At 55.4% G+C, this 23,980-nt stretch carries 25 protein-coding genes and 1 pseudogene; 5 read left to right on the top strand and 21 right to left on the bottom strand.

The genetic code is table 11. The features are described from left to right. The first annotated feature begins 7 nt into the window (after positions 1-7). Both APH42_RS10540 and APH42_RS10535 read left to right on the top strand, forming a co-directional pair. Positions 8-790, top strand: a complete 783-nt coding sequence (locus tag APH42_RS10540; protein ID WP_012316930.1) for a cytochrome c — start codon at positions 8-10, stop codon at positions 788-790. Then, positions 780-1,235, top strand: coding sequence for a DUF411 domain-containing protein (locus APH42_RS10535; protein ID WP_012316931.1), 456 nt, complete (start codon positions 780-782; stop codon positions 1,233-1,235). Before APH42_RS10540 ends, APH42_RS10535 begins: the two co-directional genes overlap by 11 nt. A 105-nt stretch (positions 1,236-1,340) precedes the next feature. Here the strand turns inward: APH42_RS10535 and APH42_RS10530 are convergent, their stop codons facing one another. The 4 genes from APH42_RS10530 to APH42_RS29850 form a co-directional block, all read right to left on the bottom strand. Further along, entirely contained in the window at positions 1,341-1,529 is a 189-nt protein-coding gene (locus APH42_RS10530; protein WP_016489899.1) for an AbrB/MazE/SpoVT family DNA-binding domain-containing protein, read from the bottom strand. Between the two features lie 137 nt (positions 1,530-1,666). Then, entirely contained in the window at positions 1,667-1,999 is a 333-nt protein-coding gene (locus APH42_RS10525) for a DUF2790 domain-containing protein (RefSeq protein ID WP_012316932.1), read from the bottom strand. A 145-nt stretch (positions 2,000-2,144) separates the two neighbouring features. Beyond that, complete coding sequence (locus APH42_RS10520; RefSeq protein ID WP_012316933.1) at positions 2,145-2,468, bottom strand: antitoxin Xre/MbcA/ParS toxin-binding domain-containing protein; 324 nt, start codon at positions 2,466-2,468, stop codon at positions 2,145-2,147. 59 nt (positions 2,469-2,527) lie between these two features. Next, positions 2,528-2,701 carry a hypothetical protein gene (locus APH42_RS29850; protein ID WP_016489901.1) on the bottom strand — a complete coding sequence of 58 codons (174 nt, stop codon included), beginning with the start codon at positions 2,699-2,701 and terminating at the stop codon, positions 2,528-2,530. Positions 2,702-3,103: 402 nt separating this feature from the next. Between APH42_RS29850 and APH42_RS30440 the strand changes: the two are divergent. From APH42_RS30440 to APH42_RS29140, 3 genes and pseudogenes are all read left to right on the top strand, one after another. Further along, positions 3,104-3,297: pseudogene (locus APH42_RS30440) on the top strand (IS5/IS1182 family transposase); the annotation flags it as partial. A gap of 155 nt (positions 3,298-3,452) precedes the next feature. Beyond that, a complete protein-coding gene (locus tag APH42_RS10515; protein WP_024717850.1) occupies positions 3,453-3,854 on the top strand; it encodes a hypothetical protein in 402 nt (133 codons plus the stop codon). Beyond that, positions 3,851-4,180, top strand: coding sequence for a hypothetical protein (locus APH42_RS29140; RefSeq protein ID WP_016489902.1), 330 nt, complete (start codon positions 3,851-3,853; stop codon positions 4,178-4,180). Before APH42_RS10515 ends, APH42_RS29140 begins: the two co-directional genes overlap by 4 nt. 43 nt (positions 4,181-4,223) lie before the next feature. Here the strand turns inward: APH42_RS29140 and APH42_RS10510 are convergent, their stop codons facing one another. The 17 genes from APH42_RS10510 to APH42_RS10430 form a co-directional block, all read right to left on the bottom strand. After that, positions 4,224-5,135 (bottom strand): DUF4238 domain-containing protein, encoded by a 912-nt coding sequence (locus tag APH42_RS10510; protein ID WP_016489903.1) that lies wholly within the window; start codon positions 5,133-5,135, stop codon positions 4,224-4,226. A gap of 914 nt (positions 5,136-6,049) precedes the next feature. Beyond that, complete coding sequence (locus tag APH42_RS10505) at positions 6,050-7,519, bottom strand: TniQ family protein (protein WP_012316938.1); 1,470 nt, start codon at positions 7,517-7,519, stop codon at positions 6,050-6,052. Positions 7,520-7,543: 24 nt separating this feature from the next. After that, complete coding sequence (locus APH42_RS10500) at positions 7,544-8,992, bottom strand: ATP-binding protein (RefSeq protein ID WP_016489904.1); 1,449 nt, start codon at positions 8,990-8,992, stop codon at positions 7,544-7,546. Further along, positions 8,985-11,156, bottom strand: a complete 2,172-nt coding sequence (locus APH42_RS10495; protein WP_012316940.1) for a Mu transposase C-terminal domain-containing protein — start codon at positions 11,154-11,156, stop codon at positions 8,985-8,987. Before APH42_RS10495 ends, APH42_RS10500 begins: the two co-directional genes overlap by 8 nt. After that, positions 11,149-12,048 (bottom strand): TnsA endonuclease N-terminal domain-containing protein, encoded by a 900-nt coding sequence (locus APH42_RS10490; protein WP_012316941.1) that lies wholly within the window; start codon positions 12,046-12,048, stop codon positions 11,149-11,151. The genes APH42_RS10495 and APH42_RS10490 overlap by 8 nt, the downstream gene beginning before the upstream one ends. A gap of 270 nt (positions 12,049-12,318) precedes the next feature. After that, positions 12,319-14,154: a glutamine--fructose-6-phosphate transaminase (isomerizing) gene (glmS, locus tag APH42_RS10485; RefSeq protein ID WP_012274905.1), complete on the bottom strand. Its 1,836-nt coding sequence runs from the start codon at positions 14,152-14,154 to the stop codon at positions 12,319-12,321. 3 nt (positions 14,155-14,157) lie between these two features. Beyond that, positions 14,158-14,934, bottom strand: coding sequence for a DeoR/GlpR family DNA-binding transcription regulator (locus APH42_RS10480; RefSeq protein WP_012274906.1), 777 nt, complete (start codon positions 14,932-14,934; stop codon positions 14,158-14,160). A 305-nt stretch (positions 14,935-15,239) separates the two neighbouring features. Then, the gene (gene glmU / locus APH42_RS10475) at positions 15,240-16,607 is read right to left on the bottom strand and encodes a bifunctional UDP-N-acetylglucosamine diphosphorylase/glucosamine-1-phosphate N-acetyltransferase GlmU (RefSeq protein WP_060493253.1); all 1,368 of its coding nucleotides are present in this window, start codon (positions 16,605-16,607) and stop codon (positions 15,240-15,242) included. 120 nt (positions 16,608-16,727) lie between these two features. Then, entirely contained in the window at positions 16,728-17,147 is a 420-nt protein-coding gene (locus APH42_RS10470) for a F0F1 ATP synthase subunit epsilon (protein WP_012274908.1), read from the bottom strand. A gap of 43 nt (positions 17,148-17,190) precedes the next feature. Next, positions 17,191-18,567: a F0F1 ATP synthase subunit beta gene (atpD, locus tag APH42_RS10465; protein WP_012274909.1), complete on the bottom strand. Its 1,377-nt coding sequence runs from the start codon at positions 18,565-18,567 to the stop codon at positions 17,191-17,193. Positions 18,568-18,594: 27 nt separating this feature from the next. Beyond that, positions 18,595-19,455 carry a F0F1 ATP synthase subunit gamma gene (gene atpG, locus APH42_RS10460; protein ID WP_012274910.1) on the bottom strand — a complete coding sequence of 287 codons (861 nt, stop codon included), beginning with the start codon at positions 19,453-19,455 and terminating at the stop codon, positions 18,595-18,597. 48 nt (positions 19,456-19,503) lie between these two features. After that, a complete protein-coding gene (gene atpA, locus APH42_RS10455; protein WP_012274911.1) occupies positions 19,504-21,048 on the bottom strand; it encodes a F0F1 ATP synthase subunit alpha in 1,545 nt (514 codons plus the stop codon). Positions 21,049-21,069: 21 nt separating this feature from the next. Next, positions 21,070-21,606 (bottom strand): F0F1 ATP synthase subunit delta, encoded by a 537-nt coding sequence (locus APH42_RS10450; RefSeq protein ID WP_003253191.1) that lies wholly within the window; start codon positions 21,604-21,606, stop codon positions 21,070-21,072. 12 nt (positions 21,607-21,618) lie between these two features. Further along, positions 21,619-22,089: a F0F1 ATP synthase subunit B gene (locus APH42_RS10445; protein WP_003260032.1), complete on the bottom strand. Its 471-nt coding sequence runs from the start codon at positions 22,087-22,089 to the stop codon at positions 21,619-21,621. 56 nt (positions 22,090-22,145) lie between these two features. Next, complete coding sequence (gene atpE / locus APH42_RS10440) at positions 22,146-22,403, bottom strand: F0F1 ATP synthase subunit C (protein WP_003097235.1); 258 nt, start codon at positions 22,401-22,403, stop codon at positions 22,146-22,148. Positions 22,404-22,547: 144 nt separating this feature from the next. After that, entirely contained in the window at positions 22,548-23,417 is an 870-nt protein-coding gene (atpB, locus tag APH42_RS10435) for a F0F1 ATP synthase subunit A (protein WP_003260030.1), read from the bottom strand. A 16-nt stretch (positions 23,418-23,433) separates the two neighbouring features. Beyond that, complete coding sequence (locus tag APH42_RS10430) at positions 23,434-23,841, bottom strand: F0F1 ATP synthase subunit I (RefSeq protein WP_008092225.1); 408 nt, start codon at positions 23,839-23,841, stop codon at positions 23,434-23,436. Positions 23,842-23,980 lie beyond the last annotated feature (139 nt).

Here is a 23,980-nt window from a genome sequence, read left to right as displayed (position 1 = left end):
TTCCAACATGAAAAAAACAATTACAACGCTGCTTGGGGCCGGTGCTGTCGGAAGTGCTGCGGTATTGGGCACAGCCTATTTCGGTCTGGTGAATGTCGGCGCTGATGATCCTCACTTCCCGGCAGTCCATTCCTTTCTCGCCATGGCTCGTGATCGGTCTATTGAGGTTCGAGCGCGAGACATCGAAGTCCCTGATCTGAAGGAAGCCGCGTTGATCAAAGCGGGGGCGGGCAACTACAACGCCATGTGTATAGGCTGTCACCTTGCCCCTGGCGTTGGGAAGACTGAGCTAAGCCAAGCGCTATACCCGTCGCCACCCGACCTCACCAAGGTGGGTGTCGGAGGCGATCCAGCCGCCGCATTCTGGACAATCAAGCACGGTATCAAAGCCACGGGCATGCCCGCCTGGGGCAAGAGCATGGGCGATGAGTACATCTGGGGAATCGTCGCGTTCCTGGATCAACTGCCCCAGATGAATGCCGAGCAGTACAAGGCCTTGGTGGCCACGAGCGGCGGCCACCAGCACGGCGGCGGTGAAAGCGATATGCACAACCATGAGGGCCAGCACGGCGGGAGCGGTCGTGCCGAGCATGGTGATCACGATGAAGCGGCAGACGACGATCATGCCCAGGCAGCTCACGACCATGGAGCTGCACCCGCAGGCTCCGCTCAAGCGGCAGATCATCACGGTGACCACAATGCGGCCGAGGCCCATTCGGATGCCCACCCGACATCGTCGCCAAAGACGCATGTTCACAAAGACGGTAAGGAGCACACTCATGCCAACTAACCGGATATTCGTTCGGCTAGCCGCTATCGCTGGGCTTCTGGTGACCTCGGCGGCCTATGCTGCCGAGCCATTGTCCATCGACGTTCACCGAGACGCGAACTGCGGTTGCTGCAAGAAGTGGATCGCGCACCTGGAAGCCAATGGTTTCAAAGTGACCGACCATGTTGAGACGGACATGAGCGCAGTGAAACAGAAGCTGGGCGTATCGCCACGGTTAGCGTCCTGCCACACAGCTGTGATCGACGGAAAGTTTGTTGAAGGTCACGTGCCAGCTGAGCAGATTCGAGAACTCAGGGGGCGGAACGATCTAGTCGGGATCGCCGTACCAGGAATGCCAGCTGGGTCCCCAGGCATGGAGGTTGATGGCGTAAGCCATGCCTACCAAGTCATTGGTTTAATCAAAAGCGGCGAGGACCAAGTAGTCGCCAACTATCCAGCCAAATAACGCACCTACCAGGAGGACGGCGGTAGGCTGACTGCCGTCCCTTATTCCCCCGCTAGAAAGCTTCATCAGCTCAACAGGACGACAGAGAGGGGCTACAAAGGGTAGCTAGTCAGATTCACGGCGCTCGCGGACTGGCTTGAGTACGATATCGCCGTTGATGAGCTCGATGGAGAGTCTGTCGCCCGTCGTGACCCCGAGCTCGCGCAAAATGTCATCGGGTAATTCCACAATCACATCGCCGGAGCCGTCGCCGGGATCTAGGCACTTTACCGTGGTGCGCGCTGATTGAGTCATTGGACTCTCCTGCCTGAGCTACCAGTCCTCATCGTACTCCACCAGTCATGAAAGCCGGTAACCAGGCGATCTATTGCCGGAATTGACGCTTCAACCCGGCGTTTTATCAGAGTAAGTCCTGTCCACTCGCTCAGTGCTCAGTTCTGGCCCCGGCAACCGACTCCAGCGGTCCGGTATTCAAGGATTTTCACGTCTCCGTTGGAATCCTCGTAATTCATCTGTGCCGGCATCACGTCACAGCTCGCCTTGGTCGACGTCATGCTGATCACCTTCGCCACGTCGAGCCGCATCCCGTAGCGATAGTGGATCACCTCCGGTGGGTTCTTTCCCTTGGCAGCGGCATAAGCTCGCATAGCTTGCTCATTGGCCTGAATCATCTTTCCATGCAGACGGTCGGATCCTCCTTCGGCGAGTACGGCTGACGAAGCCACTAGGGCCAGGATAGCGGTGATACTTTTGATGACTTTCATTTCAATCACTCCAATAAACGTGACTGAAGATTAGGGGTTGATCGCTGTCAATTGAGTGATACGGGAATTACAAGGTTGTAAGTCCCGCATGTAAAAAGAGGTAGCGTTGCCTCCTCGCCGCATACCAACCTCGCCCTCAGGCAAGCTACTGGTAGACACCCAAGCGTATACGCTCAAGATAGTCCGCTACGACGCTGAACCCGAGCGACGTGTCGAGCATCTCGAAGGGTACAAACCCCAACAAACGGCCGCACGGCCGACAAAGCCACTGCTCCGCGAGCATCTGAGAGCCAAATACCTTCGATGCAAGCTCCAGTCCTTTCGCATACTGGAACGCCACCGCGCTCTGCTGGGCATCCAGACGATGGGCCTGAGCGGGATGGCTCAGACGGTGAATGCTTCTGGTCGATCTTCCTGTGATTCGCCCGACGAGGTTACGAGCCTTGAACAGGCTCGATGACTCGACCATGCACTTCACGTCGCTGAAAAAGAATCCTGTTTGGACTAGACTCAGGAGCTCCAGCTGGCTCAACCCGTCGGGGTGGTTCCGCCCTGCTCAGATTCTCGCGCGAGATCTGCGTATCCTTCTTCACCACTGAGATGGTCGTAGAGTTCTTCCAGGGTTAAAGCCAAACCAACTTTATAACCCGACAGGTCAGCAAGGTATTCGTTAAGGTCGCCAGCTCCGAAGCTCATATGCATAAAAGGGTCCTAGGCGTGAAAGTAATGCGACGATAGTATCGGTTTGCTAAACACTCCACAAAAGGGCCCTGTGGACAGCGAAATACAGGCAGATCCTGTCAGTTGCCCGGACCCACTCACGGCCTGGTTTTGGCTTTTTGGCCGAAAAGGCTGTTGCTTAAATTGCAGAGCGATTATTAGCCTTTTAGACGCCAATGGTCCAACCAAAGCACTCTCGGTTGATCGGAAAACCAAGCGTAGAAAACTAGTGCCGCATGCTGCTAGCTGCCTCTCGCCAGCGTCTTCTACCGGCCCAGGCTGTGTAAAACCTTGACCAGTGCTAATGTTATTCTGCCGTCGGCAGTCATAGCGGAGTAGTCCATGAGGCCATTCCTCCAAGGCAAGCATCGAGATTAATGCACGTTGCGGCCTGAGAGCCTGGATGATTATGTCGCAGATACTAACTAGGTTCGAGTAATCGATGTGCTCGACGATGAGCTTGATCTCACCCGTTGGGCTTCAGTGGTGTGGTTCTCACCGAAACTGGACGCCCTGCGTACCCTGCTGCACTGCTGAAGATCAACATCTATGGCTATCTCAACCATCTTTCCGTCAGCATTGGGATGAGCTTGGTTCCGACCAGCTCCGGAAAATAGCTTTGGGGACTCCTTGGAAAATGAGGTCATAAATGGCCTGGGCTAGCGAACGGGAGCTTTGCTTCTCGCAGGTTTGGGGGCATGCTGTGAGCGAAACGTGGCAGGAGGAATGCGCCATGAACCAGGGGACACTCCAGACAGCGGTACTGTCGGCCGCCGAACTGATCGACTACCTGTGTCCTACGAGCGGGGCGCCTTATTCGGTCGAGCGCTATGCCGAGATCTTTGGCCTCAGCCCTACCGAGTTTGCCGGTCAGATCGCTGCCTATCGTCACAGCAAACCAGATGCTACCAGCGCATCCGACGCCGAAGCGACGCAACGCTTTATCGCGGATGTCTTGCGGGTGATCTTGGCCCTAGACGAGAGCGGAGTCGCCGTCGAACGGGCGATCACTTGGTTTCGACTCGAGCCGTTACCGACCTTCGAACAGCAGACCGCGGAGCAACTGGTCAGTCAGGTTCAAGTTGAACGAGTGCTGCAGTTCCTAGCCTCCTGGCAGGCGGGGAGCCAGGGATGAATCGGGATACCCAATGGCAGGTCGATCATCAATCGGCATACCAGTCCTGTTATTGCACTGTCCTGCACACCGTAGATGCGCGTTACGACGTTCGCGGTTCTGTGCTGGCAGAAATGGTGAAGGCCTGTCTGATTCACCGCGCCACACTGCCCGCAGCGCAGCGGGCCTATTTCGTACAGCACGCATCAGAGGAAGCGGTGACCTACTTGGAAAAGTTCACAGCCAGGCTGTTTTTTGGCCCCCAGGGACGCTTTTCGCCGCAAGAGTATCGCTACCGGCCTGCTATAGATTTGCTGGAACCGGCTCCTCATGGTCAGCCTCAATGAGGCTCACTGGTCAATTGAAGGCAATTTGCCATCTGGAAAAATGCTAGAGGTCCCAAGCATTCTCGGCGAGTAAAAAATCTTTGACGTAGTCGCGCTGCTTTGAAAGAGTGGAGCGGTTTAGAGCCCAGCCGAGATGAGCGCTGACAAACTCGCCCTGAGTCTCGTCGAAGTAATAAGCCGTGCGCGCCTTCGCCAAGGAATACAGATTGATCAGCCGAGCACGTACGTGCGGCTTGAGATGATCATAGACGACAACGTTGGGGTTATTGGAGAATACTAAAGCTTTACCTGGCGAGATGGCGATGATGAACAACAGGTCCCTCAAATAGTCTCCCCAGCGAGATGCGGGGTAATCAGATGCGAGCAAGCCCGGTTGTTCCCAATTGTACTCCCGCATGGTTGCCTTCAAGAGTCCATCTGAAAATGCCTCGTCAATAAACGGCGAAATCTCGTTCTGGGCGAATAGGACTAACGACATCGCACCGAGGGACTTGCTTGATTTAAAATAGTCAACCACTTCATTGATCGAAGTATGTGATGAGATCTGCTCATCCTTCATATTTTGCCTAATAAGATCGAGTTCCGAGCGGATATCCATGGCTTTTAGAATGTCGGGATGGCGAGCCTCCAGAAACGTCAGGGTGTTCGCCAGTTGTCGGCGGTCCAGATGGTTCCAACCCTGAACTCTACTGCTACGTGCCTTTTCGATGATCTTATGGCCCGCTTCATCAATCATCGGGGTAATATGGCTGGATTCGACCTCAAATCCCCCATCGGGAAAGTCGATACGGTACAAGTCCTCAATCGAAGCAGTATGTTTTATAGCAACCGGCTTGATTTCCAGCGCACCATTCGAAGGCAGTCGGCGGTAGCGGAAGACTCTCCCAGGAGCGTATTGCCAAGCCTTGAGAAAGTGTTGTGGAACGAAATGGTGATTGCGAGGGGGATTCGGCATGCAGTGGTTCTCTCCAAAAATGAGGATGCTATAGCAATGAAGATTTTCACACCATTACCTGGAGAATATGTGGCGTCGGCACTGCAGCGGGGAAACGAGATGCTCGGTATCCGAACCCTGCCACATGAGGATTTCCGGATAAGACCGATACCAAGAACAGGTTACGGACGCAAAGGAATTGGGGGAAAAGCGGAAATTAGGGGGTACGCAATTTTTAAATTTCCCTCCTTATTTACTGAACGAAAAATCACGGAAGAGGTTTTGCACAACCACACCCTGTACCCTCTCACCGCAGCGCTAGGCCGACCTACAAACCAAACAATAGTAACCCCCGCTTATTGGAAAAAAATTTGCCCCGAATGCGCATTCGAGGACTTTGAGAATCACGGCACAGCGTACGTACATCGAAGCCATGTACAGTCTTATGTTAAGGTTTGTAGCATCCATGGTTCTGACCTCATAACTATCTGCCCCGCATGTTCAACCCCCATTAATAAGCATAAAATAACCCAACTAGGAATATGCAGTCAAAAATACAAAAACCCGACACGTCAATGGAAATCACCGAACCATCTGTATTCAATATTTATCGCAGAACTTCTGAACTACAAAGGCCCTCCAGCTAAAACGCACAACGCTGAATGGATAGTGACCAAAAGCTTATACAAAAATTATTTCGATGAAATATACGGCAATTATGGATACGTGTCTGAAATTATAGTGCGTGAGCTCGGCACAAAAACTATAAATCCCTATTCAAAGGGGGCGACTGATTACAACTTCGTAATTCAAGCCTTCCTAGGCTGTCGCACCGCTGCCAGATACCTAGACTTGCTAACAAACAGTGCCGCGTGCACTCAGTTGCAAAACGAAGTTAATGAACTTATTCGGTCTGACTTCATCAAACGCAAATATCATACAGTAGATAGAATACCTAGTACCTCCTCATCAGTTACATGAGACAGCCGAATCCCAGCAAGCCGGTACACAACACTTATAGCACTTCGCTCAGATAGAAGATAATGTCTCACCGCCCATCTGATTTTACGAACTTGATGGTCATGATCAGATTCGAGAATATCTTTCATCAACAAAGTACTTATTGGGAACTTATCAGGTACCCTCAAAAAATCATGGCTACGAGCGACCTTCCTGCTTAACGCGGCGCGGGTCACCTTTTTCGGTTTGCCCTGCGTAGACAGAATCTGGTCCCTGGCGATTAGCAGATCTTGAGCAAGCGCTGCGTCTCTCGCATGCCAATCGACCAACCCCCTCCTTACCCTTATGAAAGGATGGGCAGACACATACTGCGCTAACCACTCCTTATCATGGCGGTAAAGCCACTGATAGCCCGGCTTATCATGGCATTTCGCGTTCTTGCTGCTCGAGAAAGCTTCGCGGCGTGCCTCAATTTCGCCGTCCTCTATGAGGGGCCTAGTATCGTTGCCCCTAGCCGCTTCACCGCTGCGAGCATCAGCTCGCGGGTGAAAGGATTTGAGGTGCTCAAGGTCTGCCTCAAGGAGCCAGCAAAGAAAGTAGAATTTTAATGGCTGTACGACCGCCCCGCGTGGACGCACGACGCCCAACACCCAGTCCCAAGAGCAACTGAGCTCCTGGAACTCATTAGCGCGAGGGCTACAGAGAAGACGCGGCGTCAGGAAGCTCCTTAATACCTGTTCCCTCACCCGACCAGCCTTAAGAAACCCCATCTCATCCAGACGATGCTGAAGGAAGTTTCCGGTCAGCAGATTTTGTACATCCGCTGGGTGCTCAAGTCCCCAAAACTGCATTTCACCTATCACAGCAGCTGAAGAGTCAGGAGCCCGCATCACTGGCGACCCCGCTGCCTCCGCCGGAAACAGCATGCAACGCCAGTCAGTTCCATCCGGAAACATCGTCCCGCAGAGCACCTCTCCATGGAGCGGGCAGATGCAAGTACCCATTGCTTGGTGAATACGATGCCAGTAGGCCGAGCCGCAGTTTTGAATATCTTCTTCAACACACCTCTCGCAGTACCTGAACGACGCGTGCTTGAGGAAGCCTGAGGCTGTGAGACCCAGGCTCATTTTCAGGCCCGTGCCGTCGGTACCAGTCATGGCGATACGCGCGGCTTTGCTCTTCGTGTCATTCAAAAAAGGTTCGTACAGAGGCAAAAGGGTAAAGCGATCGATCAAATGCTCTACCGAATAAGCTGATGCTAACCGTTGCGACAGAGCACCCAAGCAGCACGGCAGGATAGAGCCACAGGTTCTGGAATACGCGCCGAACAACTCCTGGCTTGTCCGGCGATAGCTGTCGTTCGACGACAGCCTATGATAACGGACCGCCAGGCTGTAGAGAGACTCATCAGGGAACGGCTGAGGAAACCAATGCAAGCGATCCATTGACCTGATCTCCCGCGGTTCATGTCACCAAGCAGAGTCCTTATCTACCCAGCCTCTCTGCTCGAGCTGGGTCTGCACATCATCGCCTTCGGAGAAATGGGCAGTTGGTGCTGACTCGTTGGCAACCGGAACCACCGGTTTACTAATAGGCTTTGCGGCTGCCCTTTCACTGTGCTCGACAGGTGTCACTATCGCGGCCTGGGTAATTAAAGAGAGATTCGCCCTGTCTGCACGCCGCGCCAAATCGTAATTCATCATCTTGGCGACCTGGTCCTTCGTGGGCATCATGTCTTCGAAGTCAGCAATTTGCAGCGGATCCCCGCTTCGTAGAGCCTCGATGGCCTTATGAAGGAGCCTCATCTGACTGTCGTACACCTGCTGCAGAACCGCCGGTGTAATCGAGTCGATGCCCTCCCAGATTGCGTGCCGCTGAGCCAGCATTAGAAGTTTGGCCAGGAAATCCGTGTTTCCTTGAGTGAGGTCATATATTTTGGAAAGGATCTCACCCGTCAACGGAGTGGGGGTTTTGGTCCAGTCGTATGCCCAGAGCAGTGAAACCAGATGCGCCCAAAACGGATCATCTTCGGTAAACCTGTCAAAAGTGATAGGCCCCATTCCTGCCGCACGCCGAGCATTTCGCAAAACACCAGAAAACAGCGGAAGCATGGCATTTGTGCCAACGTAGATCAGCGGGATGCCGGCGTCATTCGACAGCTGCACAAAAAAGTTGAGAAGCTTTTCGCGGTCTTGCCCGCCTCGGGATGAGCAGAGGTGCTGCATCTCATCAATTATGAGAGCTCCGATGAAATAGGTTTTGCACAACTGACTGATATTTTGAAGCATCACGCTGATGCTGCGGCCAGTAGCAGCTCTGCCTGAGTACTTTTTTATGCCTAATGCTTCATCCAATGAAGAGAAGAATGCGGTACAAAAACCTCGCAACGAGCCATCGTGCGGACAATCGATCTTGAGCCAGACCACCTGCGTCTCAATGAAGATCTGCTCTTTATACTTACTGTGACTGATCACCTGTGGATAAAGCTTGGCAATGGAGTTCAGCGCAGTCGTTTTACCCATGCCGCTCAACCCGATCAGTGTCAACGTTTCAGCGGTGGACATAAACCCGTGCCCCTTGATCTCCGCAGAAGAGGGCAAGCGATGCCTAACGGATGACGCATGCAATGGATTGCGCCCGGTGTATCCGTACCGAATCAATTGACTGAACAGGTCCTCAAGCCTGAGGTGGATTTCAAAAGGTACAACGACATCCTTCAGCCTGTTGATGCCATGACCACGTAATTTCGGGTCCAAGGCCCGCTCCACGTTGTCAGGCCGGGGCGGGGCGCTCCCAATGCGCCTGACTACATCAACATCCGAAAGAATCTTCGGGAGACACTCAATCAGTGGGTTACCGTCGTATTGAGGCATGCCAGTCGGGTTGTAATCTGCTGGCGCAAAACTGGAATCACTCATGACTAGCCTCGTTACCCGCGTTGATCACCAATTTCAGGAAGGCGGCGCTCCGACCCGAGACAGGTTTCACGGTTACAGGTGTATAAGTCTCCTCCGCGGCTGGCGAGTTATCCACAAGGCGAAGCTGATTTAGGTCAGCGGTATGCAAGTCGCGCTCAGTCTGGGTTTCAACGGCACGTTTCGAACGCTTGTCCCGCTTGAACTCAGCGTCAGATTTCGGATCTCCCTGCCCCTGGCGTTTGGCTTGCGCTCGATGAAGAATCTCCTCCTGGCGGCCTTGAAGAAGCGCTCCAGTATTGGCATCCTCGTACCGGGCATCTGGGGCGACCTGATTCAAAATCTTGATAATATCGAGGACCTCCTCCATACGAAGCCCACCGTACTTAACCCGCTGCTGCGGTACAATGGTCAACGGCTCGAAACCCGCCTCAGATTTCATCCAGCAGTTCTCAATAGAGTTTGGATCGTAGAAAACCCTAACGTACCTCGTTTTAAAGTTGTGAGAGCGCTCCAACCATTCCGAACGAATGGCGGTTTCACAGGTGTACTGCACACCTTGGAAATTTATACCTCCTCGACCAATTCGACACACCTGCGAGGGTAACAATGCAATCTTCAGCTCCGCTGGTGATACGAATTTCGAATTCAGGAGATTGTTTGCCATAGACCACTTCCACATGGCCATAGGCGTGGGCTCCACTTCTGCCGCGATCATCTCACGGTTCAGAAGATGAGGAACTCGAAGGCTCTTGTTGTGAGCCAAAACACCGAGGATTACCATCTCAGTAAACTCATCGATATCGAAAATTGCGTCGAGCTGGTAGTCACGATCACCACGCTCCATTTTCCGAGCATCTACGCCGCCAGGGACAAATTTCAAATCCAGCTTTTCGTTGAGCAGTCGGAAACGGCTTTCAATGATACTTTTCCAGTCAGGCCGAAACGGTGGCAAAATCTTCAAGGCTGTACCAAGAGTCTTTGTCATCGTCTCCCCAGCTTCACTGAGAAGTTCAGCGCGATCTGCGACGATTTCAACCGGTAGATGAGAACATGGCCAGTCAACCTCATCGATCTCAATATTATAACGCTTGCAAAACTCCTTCTTCGGCGTGCAAGCATTATAAATGGCATGTCGAGCACCATTCCAACTGGGCCCTTCAAGCCCGACATGAATACCTACGATCATTCTGGTGAACGTATCAACCAACACATACAGCACTGGCCTGCCGATCAACCATAACCGATTGACTCGATGTACCAAATAAACATCAGCAATCGTCGAATCGATTTCGTACCGATGACTTGCACCGACTAACCCTTGAGAGGCAGATCCAACTAGCGCACGATGGTCTTTATTATAGCGGATTGCGCCGCCGCTCTTCTTCAACCTATAGAGTTCATCAAAGAAAAGTTTTCCATGGTACTCCAGTTGATTGATGGACGGGTAGCTACCTCGAACCAGGTTACCTTTTGAACCGTCGGACTTGATCGACCGATAAAACTTATTGAGCATCCAATCATAGGCTTTCTTTAGCTTGCCACACCTGCCACTGGCAAAGCGCCCATAGGCCAAGCGAATATGCGAGATGTGCCGTGACTCGAGCAGAATTGCGCCACCGTCATCCACAACTACGCCACGATATTTAAGCGGTCGGCCAGGAACAATGCCTGAGGCCCGACTTTTTTTCTTTCCACGGCCTCCACACGTGCTGGTATTCCACAAAAATGCGTTTCGTGTCTGCCCCATGCTCCAATACCGATAGAGAAGTCGATAAATTTGCTTCCGGTCAACTCCCACTACCATTGCGTGATTAGCAACAAGGGAACCAAAGTTAGACGTCAAGATATCGAGGGGGCCATGATTCTCCACCAAACCACGTACCAGCTCCCAGTTCCTATCTCGGCTGTCTTTTTCATTCTCACTGATCTCGTCGTCACTTCGAAGCAAGTGCATAGGTACCATTTCAGGGTTGATCACCGCCGCTCCGTTATTGATCTCTTCGATCAATAGTGAGCTTCCAACCCGCCATGGCTTCGTCGGACTTGTACCGAGTTCAATGACTAAGACAAACTCATCCTTTATAGCTAAAACTCTGACCGGTTTCTTCAGCAGCTCAGATCCCTCACCCGGAGAAACGATGCAGTTAACTCCCAGACTAAGCATGACGAGGCACCTCGATTTCTGATGTGCTGGAAAAGGATGGCTCAGCAATCCAAACATGCAAAGGTTCAGATAAGCTTATTACCTTAGCGCTTAGACTCGCCCCCAGTCTGCCCGTCCAAAGAAGATGGTGGAAGAGGCGTTTAACACCAATATATTCTATAAAAATTACCCTCGAGGCTTTTTGCAGCAGTGCCTTTAGTGGCAATTCACTAGTCTTACATCCCGCTATAAATTCGAGCAGATTATTTATATTATTCTCCGTCGGCAACGAAGGATGGATGACCGCGTAAGTTCTAAGTATGACAAGATTTGCTATTTTAACTTGCGAGAGATTTTCATGGAGAACCAGTTTCCATTCTACCTTTCTCATAGCCCAATATTTAGCTTCGATCTCAAGCTTTTCCGCCATCCGATTCTGCTCCTTGAGGCTGGCATCCTCGAACTCCTTACGGTATTTCACAGAGCGCGCGGCCAAGGTTGCTTCGCCCTTCGAATCTATGAAAGTTATGAGGAAGTCAGTGGTCATAACCACTGGGACTTGAGTACCTGGATACACAGGATGACGGTAATTCAGGCTTGACGCGATCGCTTGAGTCTCAGCTTGCGTTAGGAGCGGGAACTGCTCACGAATGTCGATGATGGAAGGATCATGCTCAAGGATCAGGTGATAGTCGCGCTCAGCGTTGGATAGCAAATGATGACTGCGATGAAATTTCACACCCGGTACAAGATGCGACACCCCGCTCGACTGGATATCCCAAATCTTGATCCAAGGCTCATAGGACTCTCTAACGCCAGATCCGCGACCCGATTGTATTCTTCTATCAATTTTCCGCTGAGTCATTAGCTTCGAGCTAGCTGGATTCACCGGTTCAGTGGGTACAGATGTCATTTCACGAGTCGCTCATCGTTGAGTGACCCGCTCGATCGGATCGGAACGACACAGGTCGTGGCGCGGAGAAATTCAAGAGCGGGCTCAGCCAGGACAGCAGTCACTGTGGTGCAGAAGGGATTGTGATCCTATATCCATGGACAAGGCTCTGCCCCGACAAACGGGCCGTGACAGAGCCTTGTGACAACCTTTCTTAACTTGTGACAACCTTTATTTTTTTGTGACAACCTTTATTCTTTAAAAACATTTGAAACGATTACTTAGCGTTATTTACTCGACAGTAACCGACTTGGCCAGGTTACGCGGCTGATCAACGTCAGTACCCTTGAGCACGGCTACGTAGTACGACAGCAACTGCAGTGGAATGGTGTACAGGATCGGCGCCAGCGCGTCAGCGATGTGCGGCACCTTGATCACGTGGGTGCCTTCGCCATTGGTCATGCCCGCCTGCTCGTCGGCGAACACAACCAACTCACCACCGCGAGCACGCACTTCCTGCAGGTTGGACTTCAGCTTCTCCAGCAGTTCGTTGTTCGGCGCGACGGTAACCACCGGCATGTCATTGTCCACCAGTGCCAATGGGCCGTGCTTCAACTCACCCGCCGGGTAGGCTTCGGCGTGGATATAGGAGATTTCCTTGAGTTTTAGCGCACCTTCCATTGCCACCGGGTACTGCGCACCACGGCCGAGGAACAGGGTGTGGTGCTTGTCGGCGAACAGCTCGGCGATTTTCTCGACGGTGGCATCCATGGCCAGGGCTTCGCCCAGGCGGGTCGGCAGGCGACGCAATTCTTCAACCAGCTCGGCTTCGACACCCTCTTCCAGGGTACCGCGCACCTGGCCAAGGGCCAGGGTCAACAGCATTAGCGACACCAGCTGGGTAGTGAAGGCTTTGGTAGAGGCCACGCCGATTTCAGGGCCGGCCAAGGTCAGCAGGGTCAGGTCCGACTCACGTACCAACGAGCTGATGCCCACGTTGCAGATCGCCAGGCTGCCGAGGAAACCCAGCTCCTTGGCGTTGCGCAGCGCGGCCAGGGTGTCGGCGGTTTCACCGGATTGCGAGATGGAGACGAACAAAGTATCCGGCTGCACCACCACCTTGCGGTAACGGAATTCGCTGGCCACTTCCACCTGGCACGGGATGCCAGCCAGGCTTTCCAGCCAGTAACGGGCGACCATACCCGCGTGGTAGCTGGTGCCACAGGCGACGATCTGCACGTTGCGCACTTTGGCGAACAGTTCGGCAGCCTTCGGGCCGAAAGCCTGGACTAGCACGTTGTCCTTGCCCAGACGGCCTTCCAGGGTGCGCTGAACAACGCTTGGCTGCTCGTGGATTTCCTTGAGCATGAAGTGGCGATAGTTGCCCTTGTCGGCAGCTTCGGCGCCTTCATGGTACTGCACGGTTTCGCGCTGGACCTTGTTGCCTTGCTGGTCCCAGATGGTGACCTGATCACGGCGGATTTCAGCGATGTCGCCTTCTTCCAGGTACATGAAGCGGTCGGTGACCTGACGCAGCGCCAACTGGTCGGACGCCAGGAAGTTTTCACCCAGGCCCAGACCGATAACCAGCGGGCTGCCGCTGCGTGCAGCTACCAGGCGGTCAGGCTGCTTGGCGCTGATCAGCGCCAGGCCATAGGCACCATGCAGGCGCTTCACCGCTGCTTTCAGCGCGTCGGCCAGGTCCGGAATGCTCTTAAGGGTGTGGTGGATCAGGTGAACGATGACTTCGGTGTCGGTCTGGGACGTGAAGATGTAGCCCAGGCCTTTCAGCTCTTCACGCAGCTCTTCGTGGTTTTCGATGATGCCATTGTGCACCACAGCCACTTCATCGCCCGAGAAGTGCGGGTGGGCGTTGCCTTCGGTCGGCGCACCATGGGTAGCCCAACGGGTGTGGGCGATACCCAGCTGGCCTGCCAGTGGCTCAGCAGCAACCGCAGCTTCCAGCTCGCTGACCTTGCCAATGCGGCGGCGGCGCTGCAATTCACCGTTCTGGGTGAGAACCGCCAGGCCGGCGCTGTCGTACCCGCGGTACTCAAGACGCTTGAGGCCTTCGATCAGGATGGCTGTGATATTGCGCTCGGCGACGGCACCAACGATTCCACACATGTTTTATTGCTCCTGGCTGATCGCGGCGCAGATCAGGTTGATGCCGCGGGCTTGAATTTGTTCGCGTGCCGCTGCAGGCAGGCGTTCATCTGTAATAAGGGTATGTACGCTGCCCCAGGGCAGCTCGAGGTTAGGGATCTTGCGCCCCACCTTGTCCGACTCGACCATCACGATCACTTCACGGGCAACTTCGGCCATGACCCGACTGAGCCCAAGCAGCTCGTTGAAGGTAGTAGTACCCCGGCCGAGGTCGATGCCGTCGGCACCGATGAACAGCTGGTCGAAATCGTAAGAGCGCAGTACCTGCTCGGCGACTTGGCCCTGGAATGATTCGGAATGCGGGTCCCAGGTGCCACCGGTCATCAGCAGTACCGGCTCGTGTTCGAGGTCGCAAATGGCACGGGCTACATTCAGCGAATTGGTCATTACTACCAAGCCCGGCTGGCGCCCCAGTTCGGGGATCATGGCTGCCGTGGTGCTGCCGCTGTCGATGATGATGCGCGCATGTTCGCGGATTCGCCCGACGGCGGCACGCGCAATGGCCTTCTTATAGGAAGACACAGGCTGGGCCGGCTCACCGAGCAGTTCTTGCGGCACCGGTACCGCGCCGCCGTAGCGGCGCAGCAACAGGCCGTTGGTTTCGAGGGCGGCGAGGTCTTTGCGAATGGTCACTTCCGAAGTTTCGAAACGCTTGGCCAAGGCGTCCACGCTCACCTCGCCCTGCTCGCTGAGCAAAGCCAGGATGTTGTGCCGCCGCTGCGGTGTGTTTCGTTTCGACATGAGCTCTTAAGTTTCGTTTCGAAAGATAATGGTTGCAATCAAAACCTAAGACGCTCGTCTCGTCAAGCAGTAGCTGCCCTGTGGATAATTTCTTCTGCTTTTGGCAGGGTCCCTGTAGGAGCGGCCTTGTGTCGCGATGGGCTGCAAAGCAGCCCCGGCAATTTCAGGTTCACCTCGAAATCCAAGGGGCCGCGTTGCGGCCCATCGCGACACAAGGCCGCTCCTACAAGGGATTACCAATAGCCCAATAAAAAAGCCGACTTATTCACATAGGTCGGCTTTGGATCGAAACAGCTGTGAATAACTCAGCTCTTCTTGGTTTTCTCCGGGCGCTTCCAACCCGAGATGTTGCGCTGGCGTGCACGGGCCACCGCCAGGTCGCCAGCTTCAACCGTCTGGGTAATGGTCGAACCGGCTGCGGTGGTCGCGCCGGCCTTGATTTCCACAGGCGCCACCAGCGAGTTGTTCGAACCGATGAACACGTCCTCGCCCATCACCGTCTTGAACTTGTTGGCGCCATCGTAGTTGCAGGTGATGGTGCCGGCGCCGATGTTGGTGCGCGCACCGATTTCAGCATCGCCCAGGTAAGTCAGGTGACCGGCTTTGGCGCCTTCACCCAGGTGTGCGTTTTTCAGTTCGACGAAGTTACCCACATGGGCCTTTGCGTCCAGTACGCTGCCCGGGCGCAGGCGGGCGAACGGGCCGGCATCGCTGCCCTCGCCCATCACGGCGCCTTCGAGGTGGCTGTTGGCCTTGACCACCGCGCCTTTGCGCAGCGTGGTGTTCTTGATGACGCAGTTAGGGCCGATCTGAACATCGTCCTCGATGACCACCTTGCCTTCGAGAATCACGTTGATGTCGATGAGCACGTCACGACCAACGGTCACTTCACCCCGTACATCGAAGCGCGCCGGGTCGCGCAGGGTCACGCCCTGGGCCATCAGGCGGCGGCCTTCACGCAGTTGGTAGTGACGCTCCAGCTCGGACAGCTGGCGACGGTCGTTGGCGCCCTGCACTTCCATCGGGTCGTGTGGCTGCTCGGTGGCCACCACCAGGCCGTCAGCCACCGCCATGGCGATGACGTCGGTCAGGTAGTACTCGCCCTGGGCGTTGTTGTTCGACAGGCGGCCCATCCAGTCGGCCAGGCGCGCGGCTGGCAACGCCAGAATACCGGTGTTGCCTTCCTTGATGGCTTTCTGTGCATCGTTGGCGTCCTTGTGCTCAACGATGGCAGTCACCTGGCCTTGCTCGTCACGCACGATACGACCATAGCCGGTCGGGTCTTCGAGCGTGACCGTAAGCAGGCCCAGTTGCTGATCATTGGCTTTGGCCAACAAACGCTGCAGGGTCTCCACTTCGATCAACGGCACATCGCCGTACAGCACCAGCACGGTATCGGCGGTCAGCGCTGGCAAAGCCTGGGCAACAGCATGGCCGGTACCCAGCTGTTTATCCTGCATGACGAAATTCAGGTCGTCAGCGGCCAGGCGCTCGCGAACCAGCTCGGCGCCATGGCCAATGACCACGTGAATACCTTGTGGCTGCAGTTGACGTGCGCTGTGGATAACATGGCCGAGCATGGAGTTGCCGGCTACCGGGTGCAGCACCTTGGGCAGCGCCGAGCGCATGCGGGTACCTTGGCCGGCGGCGAGAATAACGATATCGAGTGACATTACTGGCTACCAATCCTGGGCGGTCAGTGAAAGACCGGGGGGAGAAAACAGAAAAAGAAAAAGGGTAGCCGAGGCTACCCTTTTACTCAATCGCAATAGAAGTGATCAGCCAAAGGCCAATTACTTGCCTTTGCGCATTTGCTGAACGGTACGCAGCTGGGCTGCGGCCTCGGCCAGACGTGCGGCGGCGGCACCGTAGTCGAAGTCCGCGCCTTTCAGATTCAGGGCGTTCTCGGCAGCCTTGAGGGCTTCCTGAGCTTGCGCTTCATCCAGGTCTGCAGCACGTTGCACGGTATCGGCAAGCACCTTGACCATGTTCGGCTGAACCTCGAGGAAGCCACCAGAGATGTAGAACACCTCTTGGGTGCCACCCTGCTTGGTCAGCGTGATCGGACCAGGCTTGAGATTGGTGATCAGCGGCGCGTGGCCCGGAGCGATACCAAGATCACCCAGGTTACCGTGCGCTACTACCATCTCGACCAGGCCGGAGAAAATCTCTCCTTCCGCGCTGACGATATCGCAATGGACTGTCATAGCCATCTGCTTGCCTCAACCTGATAGCGCCCCTTGCGGGGCGCAGGAATTACAGTTTCTTGGCTTTCTCGATCGCTTCGTCGATGCTGCCGACCATGTAGAACGCTTGTTCTGGCAGGTGGTCGTAGTCACCTTTGAGGATGCCGCTGAAGCCAGCGATGGTGTCTTTCAGGGAAACGTACTTGCCTGGCGAACCGGTGAAGACTTCGGCCACGAAGAACGGCTGCGACAGGAAGCGCTGGATCTTACGAGCGCGGGCTACCAGTTGCTTGTCGTCTTCGGACAGTTCGTCCATACCCAGGATCGCGATGATGTCCTTCAGCTCTTTGTAACGCTGCAGAACATACTGAACGCCACGAGCGGTGTCGTAGTGCTCGTTGCCGATCACGTTCGGGTCCAGCTGGCGCGAAGTCGAGTCCAGTGGGTCGACTGCTGGGTAGATACCCAGGGAGGCGATGTCACGGGACAGAACGACGGTGGCGTCCAAGTGGGCGAAGGTGGTCGCTGGCGACGGGTCGGTCAAGTCGTCCGCAGGTACGTATACGGCCTGTACGGAGGTGATCGAACCTTCCTTGGTGGAGGTGATGCGCTCTTGCAGAACGCCCATCTCTTCAGCCAGGGTCGGCTGGTAACCTACTGCCGAAGGCATACGGCCCAGCAGTGCGGATACTTCAGTACCGGCCAGGGTGTAACGATAGATGTTGTCGACGAACAGCAGAACGTCGTTACCTTCGTCACGGAACTTCTCAGCCATGGTCAGGCCGGTCAGCGCTACGCGCAGACGGTTTCCTGGTGGCTCGTTCATCTGACCGTAGACCAGCGCTACTTTGTCGAGAACGTTGGAGTCCTTCATCTCGTGGTAGAAGTCGTTACCCTCACGAGTACGCTCACCCACACCAGCGAACACGGAGTAACCGCTGTGTTCCATGGCGATGTTACGGATCAGTTCCATCATGTTTACGGTCTTGCCGACACCGGCACCACCGAACAGACCAACTTTACCACCCTTGGCGAACGGGCAAACCAGGTCGATAACCTTGATGCCGGTTTCCAGCAGGTCGTTGCCACCTGCCTGGTCAGCGAACGAAGGCGCTGGCTGGTGGATACCGCGACGCTCTTCTTCGCCGATCGGGCCGGCTTCGTCGATCGGGTTGCCCAGTACGTCCATGATACGGCCCAGAGTGGCCTTACCAACTGGAACGGAAATGGCAGCGCCGGTGTCGACGACATCCAGACCACGCTTCAGGCCTTCGGTCGAGCCCATCGCAATGGTACGAACCACGCCGTCGCCCAGCTGCTGCTGAACTTCCAGGGTGGTTTCCGCGCCTTGTACTTTCAGCGCGTTGTATACACTCGGCACGACGTCACGTGGGAATTCCACGTCGATGACGGCGCCGATGATTTGAACGATACGTCCGCTACTCATAGCTGGATCCTCTGAATATGTGAACCGTTAAACCGCGGCAGCGCCGCCGACGATTTCCGAGATCTCCTGGGTGATCGCAGCCTGACGCGCCTTGTTGTAGATCAACTGAAGCTCTTTGATCAAATCACCGGCGTTGTCTGTGGCGTTCTTCATGGCGATCATCCGGGCCGCTTGTTCAGCAGCGTTGTTCTCGACCACCGCCTGGTACACCTGCGACTCCACGTAACGCACCATCAAGCCGTCCAGCAGCTCTTTTGCGTCGGGTTCATACAGGTAATCCCAGTGATGCTTGAGATCCTGATCCGGGGTTGCCACCAACGGTACCAATTGCTCGACCGTTGGCTTCTGGGTCATGGTGTTGATGAACTTGTTCGAAACCACCGAGAGGCGATCGATACGGCCGTCCAGGTAGGCGTCCAGCATCACTTTGACGGAGCCGATCAAATCGTTGATCGATGGCTCTTCGCCCAGGTGGCTGATCGCGGCTACAACGTTGCCGCCAAAGATGCGGAAGAAAGTCGCACCCTTGCTGCCGATCACGCACAGGTCGATTTCCACGCCCTGTTCGCGGTTTTCGTTCATGTCCTTGACCAGGGCCTTGAACAGGTTGGTATTCAAGCCACCGCACAGACCACGGTCACTGCTCACCACGATATAACCGGCGCGCTTTACAGGGCGCTCGATCATGAACGGGTGACGGTATTCCGGGTTGGCGTTGGCCAGATGACCGATCACCTGGCGGATACGCTCCGCGTAAGGACGGCTAGCAGCCATGCGCAGTTGTGCCCTGCGCATCTTGCTGACCGCCACTTTCTCCATGGCGCTGGTAATTTTTTGCGTGCTTTTGATGCTCGCAATCTTACTGCGAATCTCTTTTGCGCCTGCCATGTATCACCTATCAGGTTAGCAAGCGGGGGCCAGAGCCCCCGCTGCGGCTTACCAGGTCTGGGTGGCCTTGAACTTCTCGATACCGGCTTTCAGGCCTGCGTCGATTTCGTCGTTGAAGTCACCCTTCACGTTGATCTTCGCCATCAGTTCAGCGTGATCACGGTTGAAGAAGGCGATCAGTGCTTGCTCGAAGCTGCCGATCTTGGAGACTTCTACGTCGGTCAGGAAGCCACGCTCAGCGGCGTACAGCGACAGAGCCATGTCCGCGATGGACATCGGCGCGTACTGCTTCTGCTTCATCAGCTCGGTTACGCGCTGACCATGCTCCAGCTGCTTGCGGGTCGCTTCGTCCAGATCGGAAGCGAACTGGGCGAATGCAGCCAGTTCACGGTACTGAGCCAGTGCGGTACGAATACCACCGGACAGCTTCTTGATGATCTTGGTCTGAGCGGCACCACCTACACGGGATACCGAAACACCGGCGTTCACTGCAGGGCGGATGCCCGAGTTGAACATGGCCGATTCCAGGAAGATCTGACCGTCGGTGATGGAAATCACGTTGGTCGGAACGAACGCGGAAACGTCGCCAGCCTGGGTTTCGATGATCGGCAGAGCGGTCAGGGAACCGGTTTTGCCAGTCACAGCGCCGTTGGTGAACTTCTCGACGTATTCTTCCGAAACGCGCGATGCACGCTCCAGCAGACGGGAGTGGAGATAGAACACGTCGCCTGGGTACGCTTCACGTCCTGGTGGACGGCGCAGCAGCAGGGAGATCTGACGGTAGGCAACGGCCTGCTTGGACAGGTCATCGTAAACGATCAGGGCGTCTTCACCGCGGTCACGGAAGAACTCGCCCATGGTGCAACCGGCGTATGGCGCCAGGAATTGCAGTGCGGCGGATTCCGAAGCACTGGCAACTACCACGATGGTGTTGGCCAGGGCGCCGTTTTCTTCCAGCTTGCGAACGATGTTGGCAACGGTGGAACGCTTCTGGCCGACAGCAACATAAACACAGAAAATACCGGAGTCTTTCTGGTTGATGATGGCGTCGATGGCCATGGCGGTCTTGCCGATCTGACGGTCGCCAATGATCAGCTCACGCTGGCCACGGCCGACTGGGATCATGGCGTCGACGGATTTGTAGCCAGTCTGTACAGGCTGGTCTACCGACTTACGCCAGATCACGCCTGGAGCAACTTTTTCGACCGCGTCGGTCTGGGTGTTGCCCAGAGGACCTTTGCCGTCGATCGGGTTGCCCAGTGCGTCGACGACGCGCCCCAGCAGTTCCTTACCAACCGGAACTTCCAGGATGCGGCCGGTGCACTTGGCGCTCATGCCTTCGGCGAGGGTGTCGTATGCACCCAGGATCACTGCACCTACGGAGTCTTGCTCCAGGTTCAGGGCCATGCCGTAGACGCCGCCCGGGAACTCGATCATTTCGCCGTACATGACGTCGGCCAGACCGTGGATCCGCACGATACCGTCGGAAACCGAAACGACGGTACCTTCGTTACGGGCTTGGGAGCTCACATCGAGGTTGTCGATGCGGCCCTTGATGATTTCACTAATTTCGGAAGGATTGAGTTGCTGCATTGCTCTGCTGCCCCTTCAAACTCAAGATTTCAATGCTTCGGCCAGTTTCGCGATCTTGCCGCGAACAGAGCCATCGATTACCAGGTCACCAGCGCGGATGACGACGCCGCCAATCAGGCTGGCATCCTCCGACGCGTGCAGGCGCACTTCCTGGCCTAACCGTGCACTGAGAACCTTGGCGAGTTTGTCTTGCTGTTCTTGGTTCAACGCGAAGGCACTGGTGACTTCCACGTCCACGGATTTCTCTTGCTCGGCCTTGTACAGGTCGAACAGAGCGGCAATCTCCGGCAGAAGCAGGAGACGGTCGTTTTCCGCGGCAACATGAATGAAATTCTGTGCCTGTGCATTGAACTTGTCACCGCACACGTCAATGAACGTGGCGGCCTTTTCTGCGCTCGTCAGTCGCGGGGCCTTGAGCAGGCGCTGCATGGTGTCGTCTTGCGACACCGCAGCAGCCAGGCCGAGCATGGCTGACCAATTGGCCAGTTGCTGATGGGCCTGGGCATGCTCAAAGGCAGCCTTAGCGTAAGGTCGGGCCAACGTGGTCAGTTCTGCCATGATCGCCCTCGCTTAAATTTCAGCGGCCAGTTTGTTAACCAGCTCCGCATGCGCGTTTTGATCGATTGTGGCGCCAAGGATCTTTTCAGCACCACCAACAGCCAGAGCACCCACTTGGGCACGCAGGGCGTCTTTAGCGCTGTTCAGTTCCTGTTCGATCTCGGCCAGAGCCTGAGCCTTCACACGGTCAGCTTCGACGCGGGCCTGGTCACGGGCTTCCTCGACAAGCTGAGCAGCGCGCTTCTTGCTTTGCTCAATGATTTCGGCTGCCTGTGCTTTAGCTTCACGCAGTTGCTGACCCGCTTTCTCTTGGGCCAGCTCCAGGTCGCGAGCTGCGCGGTTGGCAGCGTCCAAGCCGTCGGCAATCTTCTTTTGGCGCTCTTGCAGGGCAGTGATGACCGGAGGCCATACATACTTCATGCAGAAGAGTACAAAAATCAGAAAAGCAACGGATTGGCCAATCAGGGTTGCATTAATGTTCACGCCAACACCTCGCTCGGTCTTTATTCATACAGCCATCAACTCGTGGTGACGAGTGATTAGCCGGCGATCTGACCAACGAACGGATTCGCGAAGGTGAAGAACAGAGCGATACCAACACCGATCATGGTTACGGCGTCGAGCAGACCGGCAACGATGAACATTTTGACCTGCAGCATCGGAACCATTTCTGGCTGACGAGCAGCGCCTTCCAGGAATTTGCCGCCCAGCAGGCCGAAACCAATGGCGGTACCCAGAGCACCCAGGCCGATCAGCAGAGCAACAGCGATAGCGGTCAGACCAACTACAGTTTCCATCTTTCCTCCCGACTTTTACGTCGTATTGGTTAGGTTTTTAGTTTGAAGCGGTAAAACAAATCGTTTGGTACAGCATGCCCTTGCGGACTTTTTAAGCCCTCCCCCCAAACAGGCGGGGAAGGCTATCAGACACGCCAGGCGGTCTTAATGGTTATCTTCGTGGGCCATCGACAGGTAGACGATGGTCAGCATCATGAAGATGAAAGCTTGCAGGGTGATGATCAGGATGTGGAACACAGCCCACGCCCATTGCAGCACCACACCCAGGCCGCTGAGCCACAGCAGGCCGGAGCCGAACATTACAGCGATCAGGATGAACACCAGCTCGCCGGCATACATGTTGCCGAACAGACGCAGTGCCAGCGAGATCGGCTTGGCGATCAGGGTGACGAATTCCAGCAGGAAGTTGACCGGAATCAGCAGGATCTGCACGAAGATGTTCTTGCTGCCGAACGGGTGCAGGGTCAGCTCACCGATGAAGCCGCCCAGGCCCTTGACCTTGATGCTGTAGAAGATGATCAGGGCGAACACGCAGAAGGCCATGGCCAGGGTCGCGTTCGGGTCGGTGGTCGACACGGCGCGGAACGGAATGTGCGGGTCACCGGAGATCAGGATGGCCAGCTGAGGAATCCAGTCGACCGGTACCAGGTCGACGGCGTTCATCAGGAATACCCAGACGAAAATGGTCAGCGCCAGCGGTGCAATCACCGGGCTACGGCCGTGGAAGGAGTCCTTCACGCTGCCGTTGACGAAGTCCACCATCACTTCAACGAAGTTCTGCAGGCCGCCAGGCTGGCCGGAAGTCGCCTTCTTGGCCGCCATGCGGAAGATGAACAGGAAGATCAGACCCAGCGCGACGGACCAACCCAGGGTGTCCAGGTGGAACGCCCAGAAGCCCATTGCCTTGGCTTCTGCAGCCGAATGGGCGAAGCCCCAGCTGCCGTCTGGTAGTTGACCGTAGGTCAGGTTCTGCAAGTGGTGCTGGATATAGCCCGAAGCGGTTTCTGCTGCCATGGTTGCCTCAAACGCCCTAAGGTCTCGAAAGTCTTTTATTCATCAGCAGGGGCGCGAACCAGCTGACCAAAAGGGTCAACACGAAGACGCCGAATACTGCTAACGGCGCCAGTGGCTTCACTCCTGCGAAGGTCAGTGCAAAAAGCACTGCCGTCAAAATCATCTTGCCTGCCTCGCCAGCGTAAAACGACTTGACGATGGCTTGTGCCGCCCGAGCCCCGCTGAAGCGAAAAGCCTTCCAGGCGAAATACACATTGGGCAGCCAGGCAATCAAACCTCCGCAAAGGCCTGAATATCCACTGACCGCCCCTTTCCACTGCCACAACACCAAGGTTGCCAGCAGCAGTACGACGAATTGAGCCAGCAGTACCGGAAAAACCGCCCAGCGATGGAAAGGCAGGCGGTTTGGCGTGCGGATTTCCATCACAACTGCTCCTCGGAAGTCGACCAACAAGTCAGTTATGACTTGGCATAATTTGTGCCGACAAAATGCGCGCAGAGTATAGGGGTGGATTAACCCCTATTCAACTCTTCGGTAGTGATTTCCGACTGCGCGCTACAAC

This window comes from Pseudomonas sp. NBRC 111140, assembly GCF_001320885.1.
Lineage (GTDB): Bacteria > Pseudomonadota > Gammaproteobacteria > Pseudomonadales > Pseudomonadaceae > Aquipseudomonas > Aquipseudomonas putida_P.
Note: the sequence above shows the minus strand (reverse complement) of the source record. Positions and strands in the feature narration are given on the sequence as shown.

Coding starts and splice junctions, on each gene's coding strand:
- APH42_RS10540 (WP_012316930.1), top strand. CDS start 8: ATGAAAAAAACAATTACAACGCTGCTTGGGGCCGGTGCTGTCGGAAGT.
- APH42_RS10535 (WP_012316931.1), top strand. CDS start 780: ATGCCAACTAACCGGATATTCGTTCGGCTAGCCGCTATCGCTGGGCTT.
- APH42_RS10530 (WP_016489899.1), bottom strand. CDS start 1,529: ATGACTCAATCAGCGCGCACCACGGTAAAGTGCCTAGATCCCGGCGAC.
- APH42_RS10525 (WP_012316932.1), bottom strand. CDS start 1,999: ATGAAAGTCATCAAAAGTATCACCGCTATCCTGGCCCTAGTGGCTTCG.
- APH42_RS10520 (WP_012316933.1), bottom strand. CDS start 2,468: ATGGTCGAGTCATCGAGCCTGTTCAAGGCTCGTAACCTCGTCGGGCGA.
- APH42_RS29850 (WP_016489901.1), bottom strand. CDS start 2,701: ATGCATATGAGCTTCGGAGCTGGCGACCTTAACGAATACCTTGCTGAC.
- APH42_RS10515 (WP_024717850.1), top strand. CDS start 3,453: ATGAACCAGGGGACACTCCAGACAGCGGTACTGTCGGCCGCCGAACTG.
- APH42_RS29140 (WP_016489902.1), top strand. CDS start 3,851: ATGAATCGGGATACCCAATGGCAGGTCGATCATCAATCGGCATACCAG.
- APH42_RS10510 (WP_016489903.1), bottom strand. CDS start 5,135: ATGCCGAATCCCCCTCGCAATCACCATTTCGTTCCACAACACTTTCTC.
- APH42_RS10505 (WP_012316938.1), bottom strand. CDS start 7,519: ATGGATCGCTTGCATTGGTTTCCTCAGCCGTTCCCTGATGAGTCTCTC.
- APH42_RS10500 (WP_016489904.1), bottom strand. CDS start 8,992: ATGAGTGATTCCAGTTTTGCGCCAGCAGATTACAACCCGACTGGCATG.
- APH42_RS10495 (WP_012316940.1), bottom strand. CDS start 11,156: ATGCTTAGTCTGGGAGTTAACTGCATCGTTTCTCCGGGTGAGGGATCT.
- APH42_RS10490 (WP_012316941.1), bottom strand. CDS start 12,048: ATGACATCTGTACCCACTGAACCGGTGAATCCAGCTAGCTCGAAGCTA.
- glmS (WP_012274905.1), bottom strand. CDS start 14,154: ATGTGTGGAATCGTTGGTGCCGTCGCCGAGCGCAATATCACAGCCATC.
- APH42_RS10480 (WP_012274906.1), bottom strand. CDS start 14,934: ATGTCGAAACGAAACACACCGCAGCGGCGGCACAACATCCTGGCTTTG.
- glmU (WP_060493253.1), bottom strand. CDS start 16,607: ATGTCACTCGATATCGTTATTCTCGCCGCCGGCCAAGGTACCCGCATG.
- APH42_RS10470 (WP_012274908.1), bottom strand. CDS start 17,147: ATGGCTATGACAGTCCATTGCGATATCGTCAGCGCGGAAGGAGAGATT.
- atpD (WP_012274909.1), bottom strand. CDS start 18,567: ATGAGTAGCGGACGTATCGTTCAAATCATCGGCGCCGTCATCGACGTG.
- atpG (WP_012274910.1), bottom strand. CDS start 19,455: ATGGCAGGCGCAAAAGAGATTCGCAGTAAGATTGCGAGCATCAAAAGC.
- atpA (WP_012274911.1), bottom strand. CDS start 21,048: ATGCAGCAACTCAATCCTTCCGAAATTAGTGAAATCATCAAGGGCCGC.
- APH42_RS10450 (WP_003253191.1), bottom strand. CDS start 21,606: ATGGCAGAACTGACCACGTTGGCCCGACCTTACGCTAAGGCTGCCTTT.
- atpE (WP_003097235.1), bottom strand. CDS start 22,403: ATGGAAACTGTAGTTGGTCTGACCGCTATCGCTGTTGCTCTGCTGATC.
- atpB (WP_003260030.1), bottom strand. CDS start 23,417: ATGGCAGCAGAAACCGCTTCGGGCTATATCCAGCACCACTTGCAGAAC.
- APH42_RS10430 (WP_008092225.1), bottom strand. CDS start 23,841: ATGGAAATCCGCACGCCAAACCGCCTGCCTTTCCATCGCTGGGCGGTT.